Origin of the sequence: Rhizobium sp. BK602 (genome assembly GCF_014195095.1) — a bacterium.
In the GTDB taxonomy this organism is placed as follows: Bacteria; Pseudomonadota; Alphaproteobacteria; order Rhizobiales; family Rhizobiaceae; genus Rhizobium.
In genome coordinates this window covers 726,202-743,511 of record NZ_JACIBC010000001.1, presented here as the reverse complement: position 1 = coordinate 743,511, position 17,310 = coordinate 726,202, and the positions used below count along the sequence as shown (strand labels likewise).

The following is a 17,310-nucleotide window of genomic DNA, read 5'->3' as shown; positions in this document are numbered from 1 at the left end:
ATACGGCATTAAGTGTCTGATTTTTAGCTTGAGCCGTTCGGGGCGCGCATGCGAATGTCGCGCCGACAAAATCATTATGAGAAGGGATGAGACGATGGACGTACGCGCCGCAGTAGCTGTTCAGGCCGGCAAGCCGCTGGAAGTGATGACGGTTCAGCTCGAGGGGCCGAAGGCCGGCGAAGTGCTGATCGAGGTCAAGGCGACCGGCATCTGCCACACCGACGACTTCACGCTGTCGGGTGCCGATCCGGAAGGCCTGTTCCCCGCCATCCTCGGCCATGAGGGCGCCGGCATCGTCGTCGATGTCGGTCCCGGCGTCACCTCGGTGAAGAAGGGCGACCACGTCATCCCGCTCTACACGCCCGAATGCCGCGAATGCTATTCCTGCACCTCGCGCAAGACCAACCTGTGCACCGCGATCCGCGCCACCCAGGGCCAGGGCGTCATGCCCGACGGCACCTCGCGCTTCTCGATCGGCAAGGACAAGATCCACCACTATATGGGCTGCTCGACCTTCGCCAACTTTACCGTGCTGCCGGAGATCGCGCTCGCCAAGATCAATCCGGACGCCCCCTTCGACAAGGTCTGCTACATCGGCTGCGGCGTCACCACCGGCATCGGCGCCGTCATCAACACCGCCAAGGTGGAGATCGGCTCGACGGCGATCGTCTTCGGTCTCGGCGGCATCGGCCTCAACGTGCTGCAGGGCCTGCGCCTTGCCGGCGCCGACATGATCATCGGCGTCGACATCAATCCGGACCGCAAGGCCTGGGGCGAGAAGTTCGGCATGACGCATTTCGTCAACCCGAAGGAGGTCGGCGACGATATCGTGCCCTATCTCGTCAATTTGACCAAGCGCAATGGCGACCTGATCGGCGGCGCCGACTACACGTTCGACTGCACCGGCAACACCAAGGTGATGCGCCAGGCGCTGGAGGCCTCGCATCGCGGCTGGGGCAAGTCGGTCATCATCGGCGTTGCCGGCGCCGGCCAGGAGATTTCGACGCGTCCGTTCCAGCTGGTGACCGGCCGCAACTGGATGGGCACGGCCTTCGGCGGCGCGCGCGGGCGCACCGACGTGCCGAAGATCGTCGACTGGTACATGCAGGGCAAGATCCAGATCGACCCGATGATCACCCACACCATGCCGCTCGAAGACATCAACAAGGGCTTCGATCTGATGCACAAGGGCGAAAGCATCCGCGGCGTCGTCGTGTACTAAGCGTTATTGGCCAAGCGCATGCGGCGTATGAGTTCATCGCCGCATGCCATTTGAAATACTCATATTTCCATGATCTATGTCGATGCCGATGCCTGTCCGGTGAAGCCGGAAATTCTGAAGGTTGCCGAGCGCCACGGCATCGAGGTGACGCTTGTCGCCAATTCGGGGCTGAGACCCTCGCGCGATCCTATGGTCAGGAACGTCATCGTCTCCAATGCCTTCGACGCCGCCGACAACTGGATCGCCGATCATGCCGGACCCGGCGATATCGTCGTCACCGCCGATGTGCCGCTGGCCGGGCGCTGCGTCGCCGCCGGCGCGCTGGTGACGGGGCCGACCGGTCGTATCTTCGACAAGAGCAATATCGGAATGGCCACGGCCATGCGCGACCTTGGCGCGCATCTGCGCGAAACCGGCGAGAGCAAGGGCTACAATGCCGCCTTTTCGCCGCGCGACCGCTCCGCCTTCCTCGAAACCTTCGACCGGCTTTGCCGGCGTGCCAAAACTCAAAATCCGCCTGGAGGCCAGTCTTGAACATCATTTCCCAGAACACCGCCTTCGGCGGCATGCAGGGCGTCTTTTCGCACGAATCGGAAACCTGCAAATGCGAGATGACCTTCGCGGTCTTCGTGCCGCCGCAGGCGATCACCGAGCCCCGCCCCGTTCTCTGGTATCTCTCCGGCCTCACCTGCACCCACGCCAATGTCATGGAGAAAGGCGAATATCGCCGCATGGCCGCCGACCTCGGCCTGATCATCGTCTGCCCGGATACCAGCCCGCGCGGCAATGACGTGCCCGATGAGCTGACCAACTGGCAGATGGGCAAGGGTGCCGGCTTCTACCTCGACGCCACCGAGGAGCCCTGGGCCGAAAACTACCAGATGTATAGCTATGTCACCGAGGAGCTGCCGGCCCTGATCGCCAAGCAGTTCCGCGCCGACATGAGCCGGCAGGGCATTTTCGGCCATTCCATGGGCGGCCATGGCGCCATGACCATCGCCTTGAAGAATCCCGATCGCTTCAAGAGCTGCTCCGCCTTCGCCCCGATCGTTCAGCCCTCGACGGCAGACTGGTCGGCGCCGGCCCTCGAGAAATATTTGGGCGCCGACAAGGCCGCTTGGCGGAAATATGATGCCTGTGCCCTCGTCGAGGACGGCGCGCGCTTTCCGGAATTCCTGATCGATCAGGGCAAGGCGGATGGCTTCCTTGAAAACGGCCTGCGTCCCTGGCTGTTCGAAGAGGCGGTCAAGGGCACCGGCATCGGTCTGACGCTGCGCATGCACGAGCGCTATGATCATTCCTACTATTTCATTTCCAGCTTCATGGATGACCATCTGAAGTGGCACGCCGAGCGGCTCGCCTGAAAATGGTTGCATGACAGCTATGCAAAAGCCCGCTTGAAATAGTGGTCGAGCAATAGCATATCACAGGCAGCGCAGACGACTGCGGCGGCCGGACGTCATCCGGCCGTAAGCACATGCGGGGACGGCCTCGCTCTTGACAAAGGAGCGTATCATGGCTTGGTTCCTGCTTTTTCTCGCAGGCCTGTTTGAAATCGGTTGGGCTATCGGCCTGAAATATACCGATGGATTCACACGGCCGATGCCGACAATCCTGACCCTCATTTCGATGGTGGTGAGCATCGTTCTGCTCGGCTTGGCGGTGAAGACACTGCCGATGGGCACGGCTTACGCGGTCTGGACCGGCATCGGCACGGTCGGCACCGTTCTTCTCGGCATATGGCTGCTGGGTGATCCCGCAACCCTGGTTCGCCTCGTCTGCATCGGCATGATCGTCGCCGGCATTGCGGGTCTCAAGCTTGCCGCCTGAGGCAGGAGGCGGCTGCGGGGCAGCGGCCGTTCACGCCCTGTCGGCATGACATCCGCCGGGCTTGCGAGGGGTGCCGCAAGCCCGGTCGAACGATGTCATTTCTTGCGGTTATCGATCGCAAACAGGCCCGGGCCTGCGAAAACCAGGAACAGGAAGATGAAGCAGTAGAGAATCGCTGCATCGCCACCATTGTTGGCCGGGAAAAAGTTCTTCGGGTAATGCGCCATGAAGTAGGCGACCGCCATGTTGCCGCTCAGGATAAAGGCAACGACACGCGTAAACAGGCCAAGGACGATGGCGAGGCCACCGAAGACTTCCAGAAGGCCCTGGATGAGAATCAAGGTCGGCAGCGGTCCATCGAAGGAACCGCCAGCCGGGAAAGCAAACAGCTTTTGGGTGCCGTGTTCGATGAACAACAGGCCGGTGATGATACGCAGTACGGTAAGTGCATGGGGCTGATATTGCGTCAGCCGATCGGAAAGCGCCATTTTAAACTCCAATGTCTGAATCCCCCTGAAAAGAAGGAATAGATTGGACGGGGTGGAAGTTGAAAACACGGCTTTTGACGTCCAATCAATTTACCGTGTTAGGTCCGTGACTTGTTGCCACATGCCTAGAGCGTGGCGCGATCTTTCAAATTCGCTTCTCGTGCTCTAGCTTTTGATCTTGAGCATGTCGCTCTCGCAAAACCGCCGCACAGTTTTGCGCGACATGCTCTTAAAGCGGAATATTGTCGTGTTTCTTCCATGGATTGGTCAGGCTCTTGTTGCGCAGCATCTTCAAGCCTTGCGCCAGACGCCGCCGGGTCGAGTGCGGCATGATCACCTCGTCGATATAGCCACGCTCGGCGGCAACGAAGGGTGACAGGAAACGATCCTCGTACATCTTCGTATGCGCCGCGATCTTCTCCGGGTCGGCAATATCCTTGCGGAAGATGATCTCCACTGCCCCTTTCGCGCCCATGACGGCGATCTGCGCCGTCGGCCAGGCATAGTTGAGATCGCCGCGCAGATGCTTCGAGGCCATGACGTCATAGGCGCCGCCGAAGGCCTTGCGGGTGATGACCGTCAGTTTCGGCACGGTCGCCTCGGCATAGGCGAAGAGCAGCTTGGCGCCATGCTTGATCAGCCCGCCATATTCCTGCGCCGTTCCCGGCAGGAAGCCCGGCACATCGACGAAGGTGACGATCGGGATATTGAAGCAATCGCAGAAGCGCACGAAGCGCGCCGCCTTGCGCGAGGCGTCGCTGTCGAGCACGCCGGCGAGCACCATCGGCTGATTGGCGACGAAGCCGACCGTCGCTCCCTCGATGCGGCCGAAGCCGCAGACGATGTTCTTGGCGAAGCTCGCCTGGATCTCGAAGAAGTCGCCCTCGTCCGCCACCTTCAGGATCAGTTCCTTGATGTCATAGGGCTTGTTGGCATTGGCGGGGATCAGCGTATCGAGCGAGTTGTCGACATCGGTGACGGACTGATAGCACTCGATCTCCGGCAATGCCGCCGTATTCGACTGCGGCAGGAAATCGATCAGCCGGCGCACTTGCAGAAGCGTGTCGATATCGTTGTCGTAGGCGGCATCGGCGATGGAGGATTTCGTCGTGTGCACCGATGCGCCGCCGAGCTGCTCGGAGGTCACGGTCTCGTTGGTGACCGTCTTCACCACGTCCGGTCCGGTCACGAACATGTAGGAGGTGTCGCGCACCATGAAGATGAAATCGGTCATGGCCGGCGAATAAACGTCACCGCCGGCGCAAGGGCCCATGATGATGGAAATCTGCGGAATGACGCCCGAGGCAAGCACGTTGCGCTGGAACACCTCCGCGTAACCGCCGAGTGCGGCCACGCCCTCCTGGATACGCGCGCCGCCGGCATCGTAGATGCCGATGATCGGCGCGCGGTTCTTCAGCGCCATGTCCTGGACCTTCATGATCTTCTCGGCATGCGCCTGCGAAAGCGAGCCGCCGAAAACTGTAAAGTCCTTCGCGAACAGGAACACGGTGCGGCCATTGACCGTGCCCCAGCCGGTGACGACACCGTCGCCGGCGATCTTGGTCTTGTCCATGCCGAAATCGGTCGAGCGATGTTCGACGAACATGTCGAACTCCTCGAAGGAACCTTCATCGAGAAAAATGTCGATGCGCTCGCGCGCCGTCAGCTTGCCGCGCCCATGCTGCGCATCGATGCGCGCCTGCCCGCCCCCGAGCCTTGCGACGCCCCGGCGACGTTCCAGTTCCTGCAGGATCTCTTTCATGATGGCCCTCTTCTCCGCTGATCCGGCTTACCATGGCGCGGCGGCAGTTTGAAGCCGTTGGTTCAATTCACCAAATGCGGCGTATTCAGCACGAAGATCGAGCGAATTCGGGCGGCTATATCTTCGGCCATCAGGTCGTTGGCAGCGGTTTGATCCGGCGTGTAGTTCACCGAGTCGAAGGTGGCCATGGCAAGCACGGCCCCAGTTTCGAGCGACGCGGCATCGACGTTGATCTTTGCCGAGTTGCGATCATGGTTGAAGCTGCGTCCCTTGCGCAGGTCCGTGACACGGATCGTCAAGGCCACTTTCGGCAAGGGCGCATCACGCGTCGTCGCCGCTATTGCGGCGTTGATGCGTTCGCTCGTGGCGGACAAGAGCGTCGGCGGAACAGGCGGGATCGCCTGGTCGGCAACCACCGTGACGCTGCGAACATCATATTCGGGAACTTGAGGTGGCGGCGTCAGCGACCAGCTCGAACACGCGGTCAGCACCAAACACCCAACGAGCGCCGATAGTGCCGCACCCGACCTCAACAACAGCATGATTCGCGTCCCGAATTCCCAACCCCATAGGATGCAGAGTTCGATATAACGGGCTGCAAATCAACACTATTCAACTGCGAAGCGCGGAAAAAACATCCGTTGCAGCCTGAAACTCTTCAAAGCGCTGGGCGCGGCGCTGTTCGGCCTCTTCGTCGCTGCCCCATTGCTCGATCGTCCAATCCTCGTCGAGATGAGCGAGCGACCAGACCTCGGCAAACGACAGGCGGCCTTCGGCGAAAGCGAGCGCCAGGATCGCCGAACCCGTCAGCGTCGTGATCGTATGCAGGCTGGCGAGCTCTAGCGGCGTGTCGTATTTGCGCAGCGTCACGGCGAAGGCGGCGATCGCCTCGCGCGGCTGCTCCTGATGCATGACGCCTTCCGCCAGGATGAAGCGGGCGCCGAGATCCTGGGCGGCCCAGTCGATCACCGGGTCCCAGCGCTCGGATTGCCGTTCCACCAGGCGCTCCGGCTGATTGGCGCGATAGCACAGCAGATCGCTCGCGGAGAAACGCAGGATATCCTCGAAAACCGCCTGCGGGTCGGTGGCGACGCCGTCCAACGCCGTATTGACCAGCCGGGTCACCGGCATCGTGGCGGGGTCGATAACATCGGTCTGACGCGCCCATTCGGCCGCCACGAGCTTGGCGAGTGCCTCGGTCGGCACGGCAAGCGGCCGCCGCGCCGGTGTCTTCACCACCTTGCCGTCGAGTTCGATCGCATAGCCGTCCTCGCTCTCGCGGATGGTGACGTCCTTGTAGAACCGCTTCGGCAACGGCTTCTTCATCTGGATCTGCGCGCGGCGGATCGGATCGGGATGGCTCAGGCCCTCGGAGAGGTCGTTCAACAGGTCGCGCATGGCGTCACCTCAGAGAATATGGCTCAACAGGTCGTTCGGATGATGGGCAATCGTATCGGCGCCGGCCGCCAGCAGCTCCTCGACCGAGGCATAGCCCCAGGCGACGCCGATCGCGGTCGCACCGGCGGCTTTCGCCATCTGCATGTCATAGACGGCGTCGCCGATGACGATAGTATCATGCGGATCCACGCCCGTCTCCTCGCAGCATTCCGTGACCATTGCCGGATGCGGCTTGGAAGGGCAATCATCGGCGGTGCGCGACACGACGAAATAGGGCGCGAAACCGTTGGAATCGAGAATATGGACGAGGCCGCGGCGGGACTTGCCGGTCACCGCCCCGAGCAGCAATTCGTCGCGTGCAGCCAAGGTCTCGATCAGCGGCCTGATGCCGTCGAAGAGCGGCGTCTGCATATCCCCTTCGTCGCGCACGTCGGTAAAAATCGACTTGTAATGCGCCGTCATGGCGATCGCTTCGTCGTCGACATGCTGCTTTCCCTGCATGCGGGCAATGGCGATATCCAGCGTCAGCCCGATGATCGACTTGGTGGAGGCGATGTCCGGGCGCTTGTAGCCGAAGGCGACGAAGGTGCGCGCCATGACCTCATGGATCAGCCGCGCGCTATCGACCAGCGTCCCGTCGCAATCGAAAAGAACGAGTTTCATTCGTCGTCCGGCTCCCCTGCCGACGCCTCGTCAAAGCCCAGGAGGTTCCAGGTCTGCACCATATGCGGCGGCAGCGGCGCCGTGACCCGCAGACGCCCGCCGTTCGGATGCGGGATATCGATATGGCGGGCATGCAGATGCAGCCGCTTCTGGACGCCGCCCGGAAAATCCCAGTTCGGATCGTCGTCGAAATATTTCGGATCGCCGATGATCGGATGGCCGATATGCAGCGCATGGACGCGAAGCTGGTGCGTGCGGCCGGTATAGGGCTCCATTTCCAGCCAGGCGAGGCGCTGGGCGGCGGTTTCCAGCACGCGATAGTAGGAAATGGCGTGATCGGCGCCCTCCTCGCCATGCTTGGCGATGCGCATGCGGTCGCCGTCGGCGGTGGCTTCCTTGACCAGCCAGGTCGAGATCTTGTCCTCATGCTTGCGCGGCACGCCCTTGACCAGCGACCAGTAGGTCTTCTTGGTGTCGCGTTCGCGAAAGGCAGCCGTCAGCTTCTGCGCGGCACCGCGCGTGCGTGCGACCACGAGAACGCCCGACGTGTCGCGGTCGAGGCGATGGACCAGGCGCGGCTTCTCGCCTTTCTTGCTCGTCCATGCCTCCAGCATCTTGTCGATATGGCGGGTCAGGCCCGAGCCACCCTGCACGGCAAGGCCGGCCGGCTTGTTGAGCACGAAGACCTTTTCGTCCTCATGCAGCAGCATGCGCGACAGAAGCTCGGCGTCACCGGAATGCTTCAAGTCCTTCCCGGCGATCGGGCCGCTCTGCGCCCCCTTCGCATCGACATCCAGCGGCGGCACGCGCACCATCTGTCCCGGCTGCACGCGCGCATCCGTCTTGACGCGACCACCATCGACGCGCACCTGGCCGGAGCGCATCAGCTTCTGTAGCTGCCCAAAGCCAAGTCCAGGAAAATGCACCTTGAACCAGCGGTCGAGGCGCATGCCGGCCTCGTCAGGCTCGACCTTAATATGCTCAATCCCGGCCATTCTTCTTCTTTCGAAAATGCGTGAACCGGGCTATTCCCGGCCTTTGGACGTGGCTTTAGAGCATTTCGGCCAAAAGTGGAAATCGGAATTGTTCGAGGGCGGGAATTTTGTCGCTCACTTCCCCTGCGGCGACGTCACCGGCAGGGTGATATCGACCATCCCTGCCTTGTCGAACATCAGCATGACCGGCACGGCGCCGCCCTGCTTGAACGGCTCCTTCACCTGCTTGAACATCAGATGCATGCCGCTCGGCGACAGTGTCACCGTCGCGCCGGCGGGGATGGTAACGCCGCCCTTGACCTCCCGCATCTTCATGATCTGGCCTTCCATCTTCATCTCGTGCAATTCCACCTTGCCGGCAGCCGAAGAGGTCACGGAGGTCAACTTGTCATCCGTCTTGCCCGCGTTGTGAATGGTGATGTAGCCCCCGCCGACCGGCTGACCCGGCAGCATGGCGCGAACATAGCCACCGCTGATGTCGAGATCGCCAAGTTTGGCCGCGGCGCTTCCGTCTGGCGCCTTGGCGCTATCCATCTGCATGCCGGGCATGGTATTCGCGCTGTTGCTCTGCTGCGCGGCGACGGTTGCCGCCGAAAGCGACAGCATGGCCGCCGACATCAGCAACGCGGCGGTAAAATTGCGGTTCATCATCATCTCCTGCCCGGCTCCTCGGTTGTCGTTATGGGATAGCGTCCCAATGCTCCGTTGCAAAGTCCCTGCATCCATCGGTCGCGCCTTCGGCGCCGGCGCGAAGACCGGCGCGACAAAAATTTGTTCGATGGCGACATTTGCCCCTTGCCATCTCCCGCCACTACCAGATAATGGCGACCAACCCTGTTGGGAGAATCCGGCGCGAGCCGGTGCCGAAGGAGCAACCGCCCCGGAAACTCTCAGGCCAAAGGACCAGCAGCGGGCAGACGGAACTCTGGAGAGAAACGCGCAAGCGTTCGCCGAAGGGATAACAATCTCAGGCAAAGAGACAGAGGGGGCTCATCGTAAGGCGCAGCCGCGCCGAAATTTTGAGCTCTGCGCCTCTATCAGGCGCAAACCCCGGAGGCGTCATTTGGACGAGACCGCTGCCCTCAAGACAACACCCCTTCACGCGCTGCATCTGTCGCTTGGCGCCCGCATGGTGCCCTTCGCCGGCTACGACATGCCGGTGCAATATGCGCCCGGCGTACTCAAGGAGCATCTTTGGACCCGCGCATCCGCCGGCCTGTTCGATGTCTCCCACATGGGCCAAGTCACCATCCGCGCCCGCTCCGGCAAATATGAGGATGCGGCGCTGGCGCTGGAAAGCCTCGTTCCGGTCGATATCCTCGGCCTGGCAGAGGGACGCCAGCGCTATGGTTTCTTCACCGACGACAAGGGCGATATCCTCGACGACCTGATGATCACCCATATGGACGATTATCTCTTTGTCGTCGTCAACGCGGCTTGCAAGCATGAAGATATCAAGCATCTTCAGGATCATATCGGAGATACCTGCGAAGTCACTTTACTCGATCGCGCCCTGATCGCCCTGCAAGGTCCCCGCGCCGTTTCGGTGCTTGCCGAACTCTGGGCCGATATCGCCTATATGAGGTTCATGGATGTACGCCATTGTCGGCTGCACGACGTTTCCTGCCTCGTCTCCCGCTCCGGCTATAGCGGGGAGGATGGCTTCGAAATCTCCGTGCCCGCCGACAAGGCGGAAGACATCGCCAAGCGGCTGCTCGAACATCCCGATGTTCAGCCGATCGGCCTCGGTGCCCGCGACTCGCTGCGTCTGGAAGCTGGCCTTTGCCTCTATGGAAATGACATCGACCAGACGACATCCCCTGTCGAAGCCGCCCTTGAATGGGCAATGCAGAAAGCCCGCAAGGCCGGCGGCGCCCGCGCCGGCGGTTTCCCCGGCAGCACACGTATCCTCGCCGAACTCGAAAAAGGCACCTCGCGCCGCCGCGTCGGGCTGAAGCCGGAAGGCAAGGCCCCCGTGCGCGGCCACGCCAAGCTCTACGCCGACGCCGAGGGCAAGACCGGGATCGGCGAAGTCACCTCGGGTGGTTTCGGCCCGAGTGTCGAAGGTCCAGTCGCCATGGGTTACCTGCCCGTGGCTTTCGCCGAACCCGGCACCCAGATCTATGCGGAGGTGCGCGGCAAGTATCTGCCCGTTACGGTTTCCGCCCTGCCATTCATTACCCCCACCTACAAACGCTGAAGCGTCACCGCCAGAGAGGATTATCCATGCTGAAATTCACCGAAGAACACGAATGGCTGAACATCGAAGGCGCCGTCGCGACGGTCGGCATCACCGCGCATGCCGCCGGACAGCTCGGCGACCTCGTTTTCGTCGAACTGCCGGAAGTCGGCGCCAAATTCTCGAAGGGCGACGATGCCGCCACCGTGGAATCCGTCAAGGCGGCGTCCGAAGTCTATTGTCCGCTCGATGGCGAGATCACCGAAATCAACCAGGCCATCGTGGACGATCCGGAACTCGTCAATTCCGATCCGATGGGGGACGGTTGGTTCTTCAAGCTTAAATTGAGGAATGCTGCCGATGCTGATGCCCTGCTTGACGAATCCGGCTACAAGGAGCTCATTGCATAATGACCACGCCGACGGAATTCACCTTCACGGATTATCAGCCCTACGATTTCGCCAACCGGCGCCATATCGGCCCCTCTCCCTCGGAGATGGCCGATATGCTTGAGGTGATCGGCTATGGCAGTCTCGACAGACTGATCGACGCCACCCTGCCGCCGTCCATCCGCCAGAAGGCACCGCTTGCCTGGGGTGCGCCGATGACGGAGCGCGAGGCGCTCGACAAGCTGCGCGAGACTGCCAACAAGAACAAGGTGCTGGTGTCGCTGATCGGCCAGGGTTATTACGGCACGATCACGCCGCCGGTCATCCAGCGCACCATTCTGGAAAACCCCGCCTGGTACACGGCCTATACGCCCTATCAGCCGGAAATCAGCCAGGGCCGCCTCGAGGCGCTGCTGAACTACCAGACGATGATCTGCGACCTCACCGGTCTCGATGTCGCCAACGCCTCGCTGCTGGACGAAGCGACCGCCGCCGCCGAAGGCATGGCGATGGCCGAGCGCGTGGCGAAATCCAAGGCCAGGGCCTTCTTCGTCGATGCCGATTGCCATCCGCAGACCATTGCGCTGATCAAGACTCGTGCCGAACCGCTCGGCTGGACCGTCATCGTCGGCAATCCTTTCACCGATCTCGACCCGGTCGATGTCTTCGGCGCCATCTTCCAGTATCCGGGTACGCATGGTCATATCCATGATTTCACCGGCCTGATCGCCAGGCTGCACCAGACCGGCGCCATCGCCGTCGTCGCTGCCGATCCGCTGGCGCTGACGCTGCTGAAGTCGCCCGGCGAAATGGGCGCGGATATCGCCATCGGCTGCTCGCAGCGCTTCGGCGTACCCGTGGGATATGGCGGCCCGCACGCGGCCTATATGGCGGTCAAGGACGCCTACAAGCGCTCCATGCCCGGACGGCTGGTCGGCGTCTCGGTCGATGCGCGCGGCAACCGCGCCTATCGTCTGTCGCTGCAGACCCGCGAACAGCATATCCGCCGCGAAAAGGCGACCTCGAACATCTGCACCGCGCAGGTGCTGCTTGCCGTCATGGCCTCGATGTATGCCGTCTTCCATGGCCCGCAGGGGCTGAAGGCGATCGCGCAGCAGGTGCATCAGAAGGCCGTGCTGATGGCCAAGGGGCTGGAGAAGCTCGGCTATACCGTCGAGCCCGAAAGCTTCTTCGACACGATCACGGTCGACGTCGGGCATATGCAGGGCCTGATCCTGCGCGCCGCCGTCGCCGAGGGCGTCAACCTGCGCAAGGTCGGCGAAACGAAAATCGGCATGAGCCTCGACGAGCGCACGCGGCCGGCGACGCTGGAGGCCGTCTGGCGCGCCTTCGGCGGCAACTTCCGTCTCGCCGATTTCGAGCCCGGCTATCGCCTGCCGAAAACCCTGCTGCGCACCAGCGAATATCTGACGCATCCGATCTTCCACATGAACCGCGCCGAAAGCGAGATGACTCGCTACATCCGCCGTCTCTCGGATCGCGACCTGGCGCTCGACCGTTCGATGATCCCGCTCGGTTCCTGCACGATGAAACTTAATGCAACGGCTGAGATGTTGCCGATAAGCTGGCCTGAATTCTCGGATATTCATCCTTTCGTCCCTGCCGATCAGGCGCTGGGCTATCGCGAGATGATCGACGATCTGACGGAAAAGCTCTGCGCCGTCACCGGCTACGACGCCTTCTCCATGCAGCCGAATTCCGGCGCGCAGGGCGAATATGCCGGCCTGCTGACCATCCGCAATTACCACATCGCCAATGGCGAGGGACACCGCGACATCTGCCTGATACCGACCTCGGCGCACGGCACCAATCCGGCCTCTGCCCAGATGGCCGGCATGAAGGTGGTCGTCGTCAAGGTCAGCGACAATGGCGATATCGACATGGACGACTTCCGCGCCAAGGCGGAGCAGTATGCCGACAACCTCTCCTGCTGCATGATCACCTATCCTTCGACGCACGGCGTCTTCGAGGAGACGGTGAAGGAGATCTGCGATCTCGTCCACAAGCATGGCGGCCAGGTCTATCTCGACGGCGCCAACATGAATGCCATGGTCGGCCTTTCCCGCCCCGGCGACATCGGTTCCGACGTCAGCCACCTGAACTTGCACAAGACCTTCTGCATCCCGCATGGCGGCGGTGGCCCCGGCATGGGTCCGATCGGCGTCAAGGCGCATCTGGCACCCCACCTGCCCGGCCATCCCGAGACCGACGGCCGCGCGGGCGCCGTCTCGGCGGCGGCCTTCGGCTCGGCGTCGATCCTGCCGATTTCCTGGAGCTATTGCCTGATGATGGGCGGCGAAGGGCTGACGCAGGCGACCAAGGTGGCGATCCTCAACGCCAACTATATCGCCGCACGGCTGAAGGGCGCCTATGACGTACTCTACAAGTCGAAGGCTGGCCGTGTCGCGCATGAATGCATCATCGACACGCGGCCGCTGGTCGACAGCGCCGGCGTCACCGTCGATGACGTCGCCAAGCGCCTGATCGATTGCGGCTTCCACGCACCGACCATGAGCTGGCCGGTCGCCGGCACGCTGATGATCGAGCCGACCGAATCGGAGACCAAGGCCGAACTCGATCGCTTCTGCGAGGCGATGCTGGCGATCCGCGAGGAGGCGCGCGCCATCGAAGAGGGACGGATGGACAAGACGGACAATCCGTTGAAGAACGCGCCGCATACGGTCGAAGACCTCGTCGGCGAATGGAACCGGCCCTATTCCCGCGAACAAGCCTGCTTCCCGCCGGGCGCTTTCCGGGTCGACAAATACTGGTCGCCGGTCAACCGCGTCGACAATGTCTTTGGCGACCGCAATCTGGTGTGCACCTGCCCACCGGTCGAATCCTACGCCGAGGCGGCGGAATAGTATCTGCGAGCAATTCCGGGAAAATTGCGCAGCGGTTTTCCGCCCGGAATTGCGTAAAAGCAAAAGAGCGAAGCGGTTCAATCGCTTCGCTCCCATCCGACATAAATCCATCGTCAAACATCTCTATGAAAATGCCGCGCGTCCAGCCGGAGGCGCGGCGTCTTCGATGACGCATTTTTGGATCTTGGAAGTCGGATCGATACCCGTACGGAAGGGCATATGACATGGCGAAACAGTGGCCGATCGGCGTGGAAGCCCTGAACCTCTCTATCGCGGCCGCCTTCGAAACCGGCGATCCCGCCTCTATTGCCCGGGCATTGGGCGAAGTCGCCCGCCGCCGCAACATGACCAAGCTTGCCAAGGATGTCGGCATGAACCGTTCTGCGCTCTATCGCGCCCTGAGCGGCGAAGGCAATCCCGAATTCGCGACCATCCTGAAAGTCGTCCGAGCGCTCGGCCTCAGGCTGACGCCGGTGCCCGCGGCAAGCTACCAGATCACCTTGGACAATTCGGAAAGGACCGTATTGCCATAGTCCGAATCTTTCATGCTGAATTCCGCCTCACCAGAAATCAGATTGAAATTGAAATAGACTTCGGCTGCCTCTTCGCCAAGGAAGAGCTTGGTGGGGTACCAGTTCCCCGGCCCGCGTCCAAACCCGCCGCCGGGAAGGCGGGCTCTCGCCGCTCCGAGAAATGCCATGCCGAACGGCAGCGTATCGAGCTTTGCATTCGAGGCGCTGGGCGCGTTTGCTGCGATGGCTTTGGCCAATTCCCCGAAGAATCGCGTTGGACGAGAGCCAGGAACATGACGGAATGAGCCGCGCGAGAAGCTTATCGGACCACCGGCTTCAGCCTTCCCGTCCAAGCCATCCTGCTTGTCATCCGGGCCACGAATATCGATGACAAACTTCGTTTCGTCTTCTCCCTCGCCATAGACGGCCATCAGGACGAGGTCTTTTGCATCGGAGCCGCCGGGCAGGACAACAATCCTGAAGGCGAGAGGCGCGGGAAAATCATTGGCCGGAGCAAGGCTCTGCGCGCGGCTCCCGCCAGGCAATATTGCAGCGGCCGACATCATCAACATGCAGCGACGTGTGATCATTCGTCTCTCTGGCAATAAAATGGTTTTGAAATAAACTGCAGGCTAGAGCAATTCCAAGAGAAGTGCGAAGCGGTTTTCCGTACGGAATTGCGTAAAAACAAAGGGATAGAGCGTTTTCGCGATTCGAAGAAAATCGGAAATTCTTTAGGCCCAGCTCAGCTTGTGGCGAGCGGCATTTGCAAATCATCCACGCTAAATCATTGCAGGCGCCGGGAAATCCAGATGCTACATTCGTTCTTCAGCCGGCCATTTGCAAGTTGCGGACCAAGCCCGTTCAGGCAGGCTGCGCTTCCTGCCGCTGCGCCGCCAGGGCAGCGAGGTCGGCCGGCTTTAGCTCGACGGATTCGCCGCAGCCGCAGGCCGAGGTCTGGTTCGGATTGGTGAAGGTGAAACCGGAACGCAGCGTCGTGGTCTCGAAGCCCATCTCGGTGCCGAGCAGATAGAGCACAGCCGACGGCTCGACCCAGACCTTGGCGCCATCGCGTTCGATCAGGTCGTCCTTGGCGTTCGGCTCGGTCACCAGATCGATGGTGTATTCCATGCCGGCGCATCCGCCCTTCTTGATGCCGACGCGAACGCCCTTGGCATCGGCGCCGGAATTTTCGACGATCGCCTTGACGCGGGCTGCGGCCGCATCCGTCATGCTCATCACTGCAAAGCCCATAGGCCCATTCTCCTTCCGCAACCGGGGTCAAGATCCGGCGCTTCGAGTCTCAATGTAAAGCCTGCGGCCCCCGGCTTCAATACCGGCCTTCAATACCAGCCGACCGCGACCTGCGCTTCTTCCGACATGCGGTCCGGCGTCCATGGCGGATCGAAGGTCATGGAAACCTCCACCCCGGATACGCCTTCGACGGCGCCGACGGCGTTTTCGACCCAGCCAGGCATTTCGCCGGCGACAGGGCAGCCAGGCGCGGTCAGGGTCATGACGATCTTCACGAGACGGTCGTCCTCGATGTCGATCTTGTAGACCAGACCGAGCTCGAAGATATCAGCCGGAATTTCCGGATCATAGACCGTCTTCAGGGCGCTGATGATGTCATCGCTCAGCCGCGCCAGCTCATCTTCGGGGATGCTGGAATGCACGATGCCCTCGCGCACGTCGATCTTTTGTTCGCTTTCGTCGAGTGACATTGCTTGCCTCCTTAGGCAAAGAATTTCCGCGCATATTCCAACGCATCGGCCAGAGCATCCACTTCGGCACGGGTATTATACATGCCAAACGATGCACGGCATGTGGAGGTGACGCCGAAACGTTTCAAGAGCGGCTGGGCACAATGCGTGCCGGCGCGAACGGCGACCCCCTGGCGGTCGATCACCATCGAGACATCGTGGGAATGTATGCCAGCAAGCTCGAAGGAGAAGATGCCGCCCTTGCCGGGCGCCGTGCCGATGACACGCAGCGAATTGATGTCCCGCAGCCGCTCCGCCGCATAGGCGGCCAGATCGGCTTCGTGGCGCGCGATCGCGTCGCGGCCGATGCTGTCCATGTAATCAAGGGCATAGCCGAGGCCGATCGCCTGTACGATCGGCGGCGTACCGGCTTCAAAACGATGCGGCGGATCGTTGTAGGTGACGTTCTCCTCGGTGACGTCGAAGATCATCTCGCCGCCGCCCTGGAAGGGCCGCATCTCGGCGAGCCTGTCCTTCTTGCCGTAGAGCACGCCGATGCCCGAGGGACCATAGAGCTTGTGACCGGTCATGACGTACCAGTCGCAATCGATATCCTGCACGTCGACAGGCATGTGCACCGCACCTTGCGACCCGTCGATCAGCACGGGAATGCCGCGCTCATGGGCGATGCGGCAGACTTCCTTCACCGGGACGACCGTGCCGAGCGCGTTCGACATATGGGTAATGGCGACGAGCTTGGTGCGTTCCGTCAGGCTCTTCTCGAAATCCTCGATATGGAACGCGCCCTCGTCGTCGACCGGCACCCAGACGAGCTTCGCACCCTGCCGCTCGCGGATGAAATGCCAGGGCACGATGTTGGAGTGATGCTCCATGATCGACACGACGATCTCGTCGCCCTCGCCGATCTTCGGCATGCCCCAGCCGTATGCGACCGTGTTGATCGCCTCCGTCGAGTTCTTGGTGAAAACAATATTGTCCACCGACGGCGCGTTCAGGAAACGGCGCACCTTCTCGCGCGCCGCCTCATAGGCTTCCGTGGCGGCATTGGAGAGGAAATGCAGACCGCGATGCACATTGGCATATTCGCTCGAATAGGCGTGCGAAATGGCATCGATCACGACCTGCGGCTTCTGCGCCGACGCGCCGTTGTCGAGATAGACCAGCGGCTTGCCATGGACGGTCGTCGACAGGATCGGAAAATCCCGACGGATCGCTTCGACGTCATAGGCGGTGGCTGGTACGATCTTGTCCACGAGCATTGCT

19 protein-coding genes and 1 riboswitch are annotated in these 17,310 nt (G+C 61.6%); of the genes, 8 read left to right on the top strand and 11 right to left on the bottom strand.

The window, feature by feature from the left end; genetic code table 11:
• The first annotated feature begins 94 nt into the window (after nucleotides 1-94).
• The 4 genes from FHX11_RS03600 to sugE all read left to right on the top strand — a co-directional run bounded on the left by FHX11_RS03600 (nucleotide 95) and on the right by sugE (nucleotide 3,052).
• The gene (locus tag FHX11_RS03600) at nucleotides 95-1,222 is read left to right on the top strand and encodes an S-(hydroxymethyl)glutathione dehydrogenase/class III alcohol dehydrogenase (RefSeq protein WP_184355115.1); all 1,128 of its coding nucleotides are present in this window, start codon (nucleotides 95-97) and stop codon (nucleotides 1,220-1,222) included.
• Between the two features lie 69 nt (nucleotides 1,223-1,291).
• Nucleotides 1,292-1,756 (top strand): YaiI/YqxD family protein, encoded by a 465-nt coding sequence (locus FHX11_RS03595; protein ID WP_184355113.1) that lies wholly within the window; start codon nucleotides 1,292-1,294, stop codon nucleotides 1,754-1,756.
• Nucleotides 1,753-2,586 (top strand): S-formylglutathione hydrolase, encoded by an 834-nt coding sequence (gene fghA, locus FHX11_RS03590; RefSeq protein WP_184355111.1) that lies wholly within the window; start codon nucleotides 1,753-1,755, stop codon nucleotides 2,584-2,586. Before FHX11_RS03595 ends, fghA begins: the two co-directional genes overlap by 4 nt.
• Before the next feature lie 151 nt (nucleotides 2,587-2,737).
• The gene (gene sugE, locus FHX11_RS03585; RefSeq protein ID WP_184355109.1) at nucleotides 2,738-3,052 is read left to right on the top strand and encodes a quaternary ammonium compound efflux SMR transporter SugE; all 315 of its coding nucleotides are present in this window, start codon (nucleotides 2,738-2,740) and stop codon (nucleotides 3,050-3,052) included.
• Nucleotides 3,053-3,147: 95 nt separating this feature from the next.
• On the opposite strand, the gene FHX11_RS03580 is transcribed toward sugE, so the two are convergent.
• The 7 genes from FHX11_RS03580 to FHX11_RS03550 form a co-directional block, all read right to left on the bottom strand.
• On the bottom strand, nucleotides 3,148-3,540 hold the full coding sequence (locus FHX11_RS03580) for a DoxX family protein (protein ID WP_184355804.1): 393 nt from the start codon (nucleotides 3,538-3,540) through the stop codon (nucleotides 3,148-3,150).
• A 229-nt stretch (nucleotides 3,541-3,769) separates the two neighbouring features.
• Nucleotides 3,770-5,302 carry an acyl-CoA carboxylase subunit beta gene (locus tag FHX11_RS03575; RefSeq protein ID WP_184355107.1) on the bottom strand — a complete coding sequence of 511 codons (1,533 nt, stop codon included), beginning with the start codon at nucleotides 5,300-5,302 and terminating at the stop codon, nucleotides 3,770-3,772.
• Between the two features lie 62 nt (nucleotides 5,303-5,364).
• Nucleotides 5,365-5,844, bottom strand: coding sequence for a hypothetical protein (locus FHX11_RS03570; protein WP_184355105.1), 480 nt, complete (start codon nucleotides 5,842-5,844; stop codon nucleotides 5,365-5,367).
• Between the two features lie 70 nt (nucleotides 5,845-5,914).
• Nucleotides 5,915-6,700, bottom strand: coding sequence for an ATP12 family chaperone protein (locus tag FHX11_RS03565; protein ID WP_184355103.1), 786 nt, complete (start codon nucleotides 6,698-6,700; stop codon nucleotides 5,915-5,917).
• Between the two features lie 9 nt (nucleotides 6,701-6,709).
• Nucleotides 6,710-7,363, bottom strand: a complete 654-nt coding sequence (locus FHX11_RS03560) for an HAD-IA family hydrolase (protein ID WP_184355101.1) — start codon at nucleotides 7,361-7,363, stop codon at nucleotides 6,710-6,712.
• On the bottom strand, nucleotides 7,360-8,358 hold the full coding sequence (locus FHX11_RS03555) for an RluA family pseudouridine synthase (RefSeq protein WP_184355099.1): 999 nt from the start codon (nucleotides 8,356-8,358) through the stop codon (nucleotides 7,360-7,362). Before FHX11_RS03555 ends, FHX11_RS03560 begins: the two co-directional genes overlap by 4 nt.
• A 114-nt stretch (nucleotides 8,359-8,472) precedes the next feature.
• Nucleotides 8,473-9,006 (bottom strand): copper chaperone PCu(A)C, encoded by a 534-nt coding sequence (locus FHX11_RS03550; RefSeq protein WP_184355097.1) that lies wholly within the window; start codon nucleotides 9,004-9,006, stop codon nucleotides 8,473-8,475.
• Nucleotides 9,007-9,186: 180 nt separating this feature from the next.
• A riboswitch (glycine riboswitch) is annotated at nucleotides 9,187-9,274 on the top strand.
• 147 nt (nucleotides 9,275-9,421) lie between these two features.
• Between FHX11_RS03550 and gcvT the strand changes: the two genes are divergently transcribed.
• The 4 genes from gcvT (at nucleotide 9,422) to FHX11_RS03530 (ending at nucleotide 14,344) form a co-directional block, all read left to right on the top strand.
• On the top strand, nucleotides 9,422-10,558 hold the full coding sequence (gene gcvT, locus FHX11_RS03545) for a glycine cleavage system aminomethyltransferase GcvT (RefSeq protein ID WP_184355095.1): 1,137 nt from the start codon (nucleotides 9,422-9,424) through the stop codon (nucleotides 10,556-10,558).
• A 26-nt stretch (nucleotides 10,559-10,584) separates the two neighbouring features.
• Nucleotides 10,585-10,947, top strand: a complete 363-nt coding sequence (gcvH, locus tag FHX11_RS03540) for a glycine cleavage system protein GcvH (protein WP_184355093.1) — start codon at nucleotides 10,585-10,587, stop codon at nucleotides 10,945-10,947.
• A complete protein-coding gene (gcvP, locus tag FHX11_RS03535) occupies nucleotides 10,947-13,811 on the top strand; it encodes an aminomethyl-transferring glycine dehydrogenase (protein WP_184355091.1) in 2,865 nt (954 codons plus the stop codon). The genes gcvH and gcvP overlap by 1 nt, the downstream gene beginning before the upstream one ends.
• Nucleotides 13,812-14,035: 224 nt before the next feature.
• Nucleotides 14,036-14,344, top strand: a complete 309-nt coding sequence (locus tag FHX11_RS03530) for an addiction module antidote protein (protein WP_184355089.1) — start codon at nucleotides 14,036-14,038, stop codon at nucleotides 14,342-14,344.
• Here FHX11_RS03530 and FHX11_RS03525 read toward each other — a convergent pair.
• From FHX11_RS03525 to FHX11_RS03510, 4 genes are all read right to left on the bottom strand, one after another.
• Entirely contained in the window at nucleotides 14,299-14,913 is a 615-nt protein-coding gene (locus FHX11_RS03525) for a hypothetical protein (protein ID WP_184355087.1), read from the bottom strand. The genes FHX11_RS03530 and FHX11_RS03525 overlap by 46 nt on opposite strands.
• Before the next feature lie 274 nt (nucleotides 14,914-15,187).
• Nucleotides 15,188-15,577, bottom strand: coding sequence for a Fe-S cluster assembly scaffold SufA (gene sufA / locus FHX11_RS03520; protein ID WP_184355085.1), 390 nt, complete (start codon nucleotides 15,575-15,577; stop codon nucleotides 15,188-15,190).
• An 89-nt stretch (nucleotides 15,578-15,666) separates the two neighbouring features.
• Entirely contained in the window at nucleotides 15,667-16,047 is a 381-nt protein-coding gene (locus FHX11_RS03515) for an SUF system Fe-S cluster assembly protein (protein WP_184355083.1), read from the bottom strand.
• A gap of 11 nt (nucleotides 16,048-16,058) precedes the next feature.
• Nucleotides 16,059-17,306, bottom strand: coding sequence for a cysteine desulfurase (locus FHX11_RS03510; protein ID WP_210292307.1), 1,248 nt, complete (start codon nucleotides 17,304-17,306; stop codon nucleotides 16,059-16,061).
• Nucleotides 17,307-17,310: the final 4 nt, after the last annotated feature.

What these genes read in the sequence shown, in the direction of transcription:
- FHX11_RS03600 (WP_184355115.1), top strand. Translation starts at nt 95, where the DNA reads ATGGACGTACGCGCCGCAGTAGCTGTTCAGGCCGGCAAGCCGCTGGAA.
- FHX11_RS03595 (WP_184355113.1), top strand. Translation starts at nt 1,292, where the DNA reads ATGATCTATGTCGATGCCGATGCCTGTCCGGTGAAGCCGGAAATTCTG.
- sugE (WP_184355109.1), top strand. Translation starts at nt 2,738, where the DNA reads ATGGCTTGGTTCCTGCTTTTTCTCGCAGGCCTGTTTGAAATCGGTTGG.
- FHX11_RS03580 (WP_184355804.1), bottom strand. Translation starts at nt 3,540, where the DNA reads ATGGCGCTTTCCGATCGGCTGACGCAATATCAGCCCCATGCACTTACC.
- FHX11_RS03575 (WP_184355107.1), bottom strand. Translation starts at nt 5,302, where the DNA reads ATGAAAGAGATCCTGCAGGAACTGGAACGTCGCCGGGGCGTCGCAAGG.
- FHX11_RS03570 (WP_184355105.1), bottom strand. Translation starts at nt 5,844, where the DNA reads ATGCTGTTGTTGAGGTCGGGTGCGGCACTATCGGCGCTCGTTGGGTGT.
- FHX11_RS03565 (WP_184355103.1), bottom strand. Translation starts at nt 6,700, where the DNA reads ATGCGCGACCTGTTGAACGACCTCTCCGAGGGCCTGAGCCATCCCGAT.
- FHX11_RS03560 (WP_184355101.1), bottom strand. Translation starts at nt 7,363, where the DNA reads ATGAAACTCGTTCTTTTCGATTGCGACGGGACGCTGGTCGATAGCGCG.
- FHX11_RS03555 (WP_184355099.1), bottom strand. Translation starts at nt 8,358, where the DNA reads ATGGCCGGGATTGAGCATATTAAGGTCGAGCCTGACGAGGCCGGCATG.
- FHX11_RS03550 (WP_184355097.1), bottom strand. Translation starts at nt 9,006, where the DNA reads ATGAACCGCAATTTTACCGCCGCGTTGCTGATGTCGGCGGCCATGCTG.
- gcvH (WP_184355093.1), top strand. Translation starts at nt 10,585, where the DNA reads ATGCTGAAATTCACCGAAGAACACGAATGGCTGAACATCGAAGGCGCC.
- gcvP (WP_184355091.1), top strand. Translation starts at nt 10,947, where the DNA reads ATGACCACGCCGACGGAATTCACCTTCACGGATTATCAGCCCTACGAT.
- FHX11_RS03530 (WP_184355089.1), top strand. Translation starts at nt 14,036, where the DNA reads ATGGCGAAACAGTGGCCGATCGGCGTGGAAGCCCTGAACCTCTCTATC.
- FHX11_RS03525 (WP_184355087.1), bottom strand. Translation starts at nt 14,913, where the DNA reads ATGATCACACGTCGCTGCATGTTGATGATGTCGGCCGCTGCAATATTG.
- sufA (WP_184355085.1), bottom strand. Translation starts at nt 15,577, where the DNA reads ATGGGCTTTGCAGTGATGAGCATGACGGATGCGGCCGCAGCCCGCGTC.
- FHX11_RS03515 (WP_184355083.1), bottom strand. Translation starts at nt 16,047, where the DNA reads ATGTCACTCGACGAAAGCGAACAAAAGATCGACGTGCGCGAGGGCATC.
- FHX11_RS03510 (WP_210292307.1), bottom strand. Translation starts at nt 17,306, where the DNA reads ATGCTCGTGGACAAGATCGTACCAGCCACCGCCTATGACGTCGAAGCG.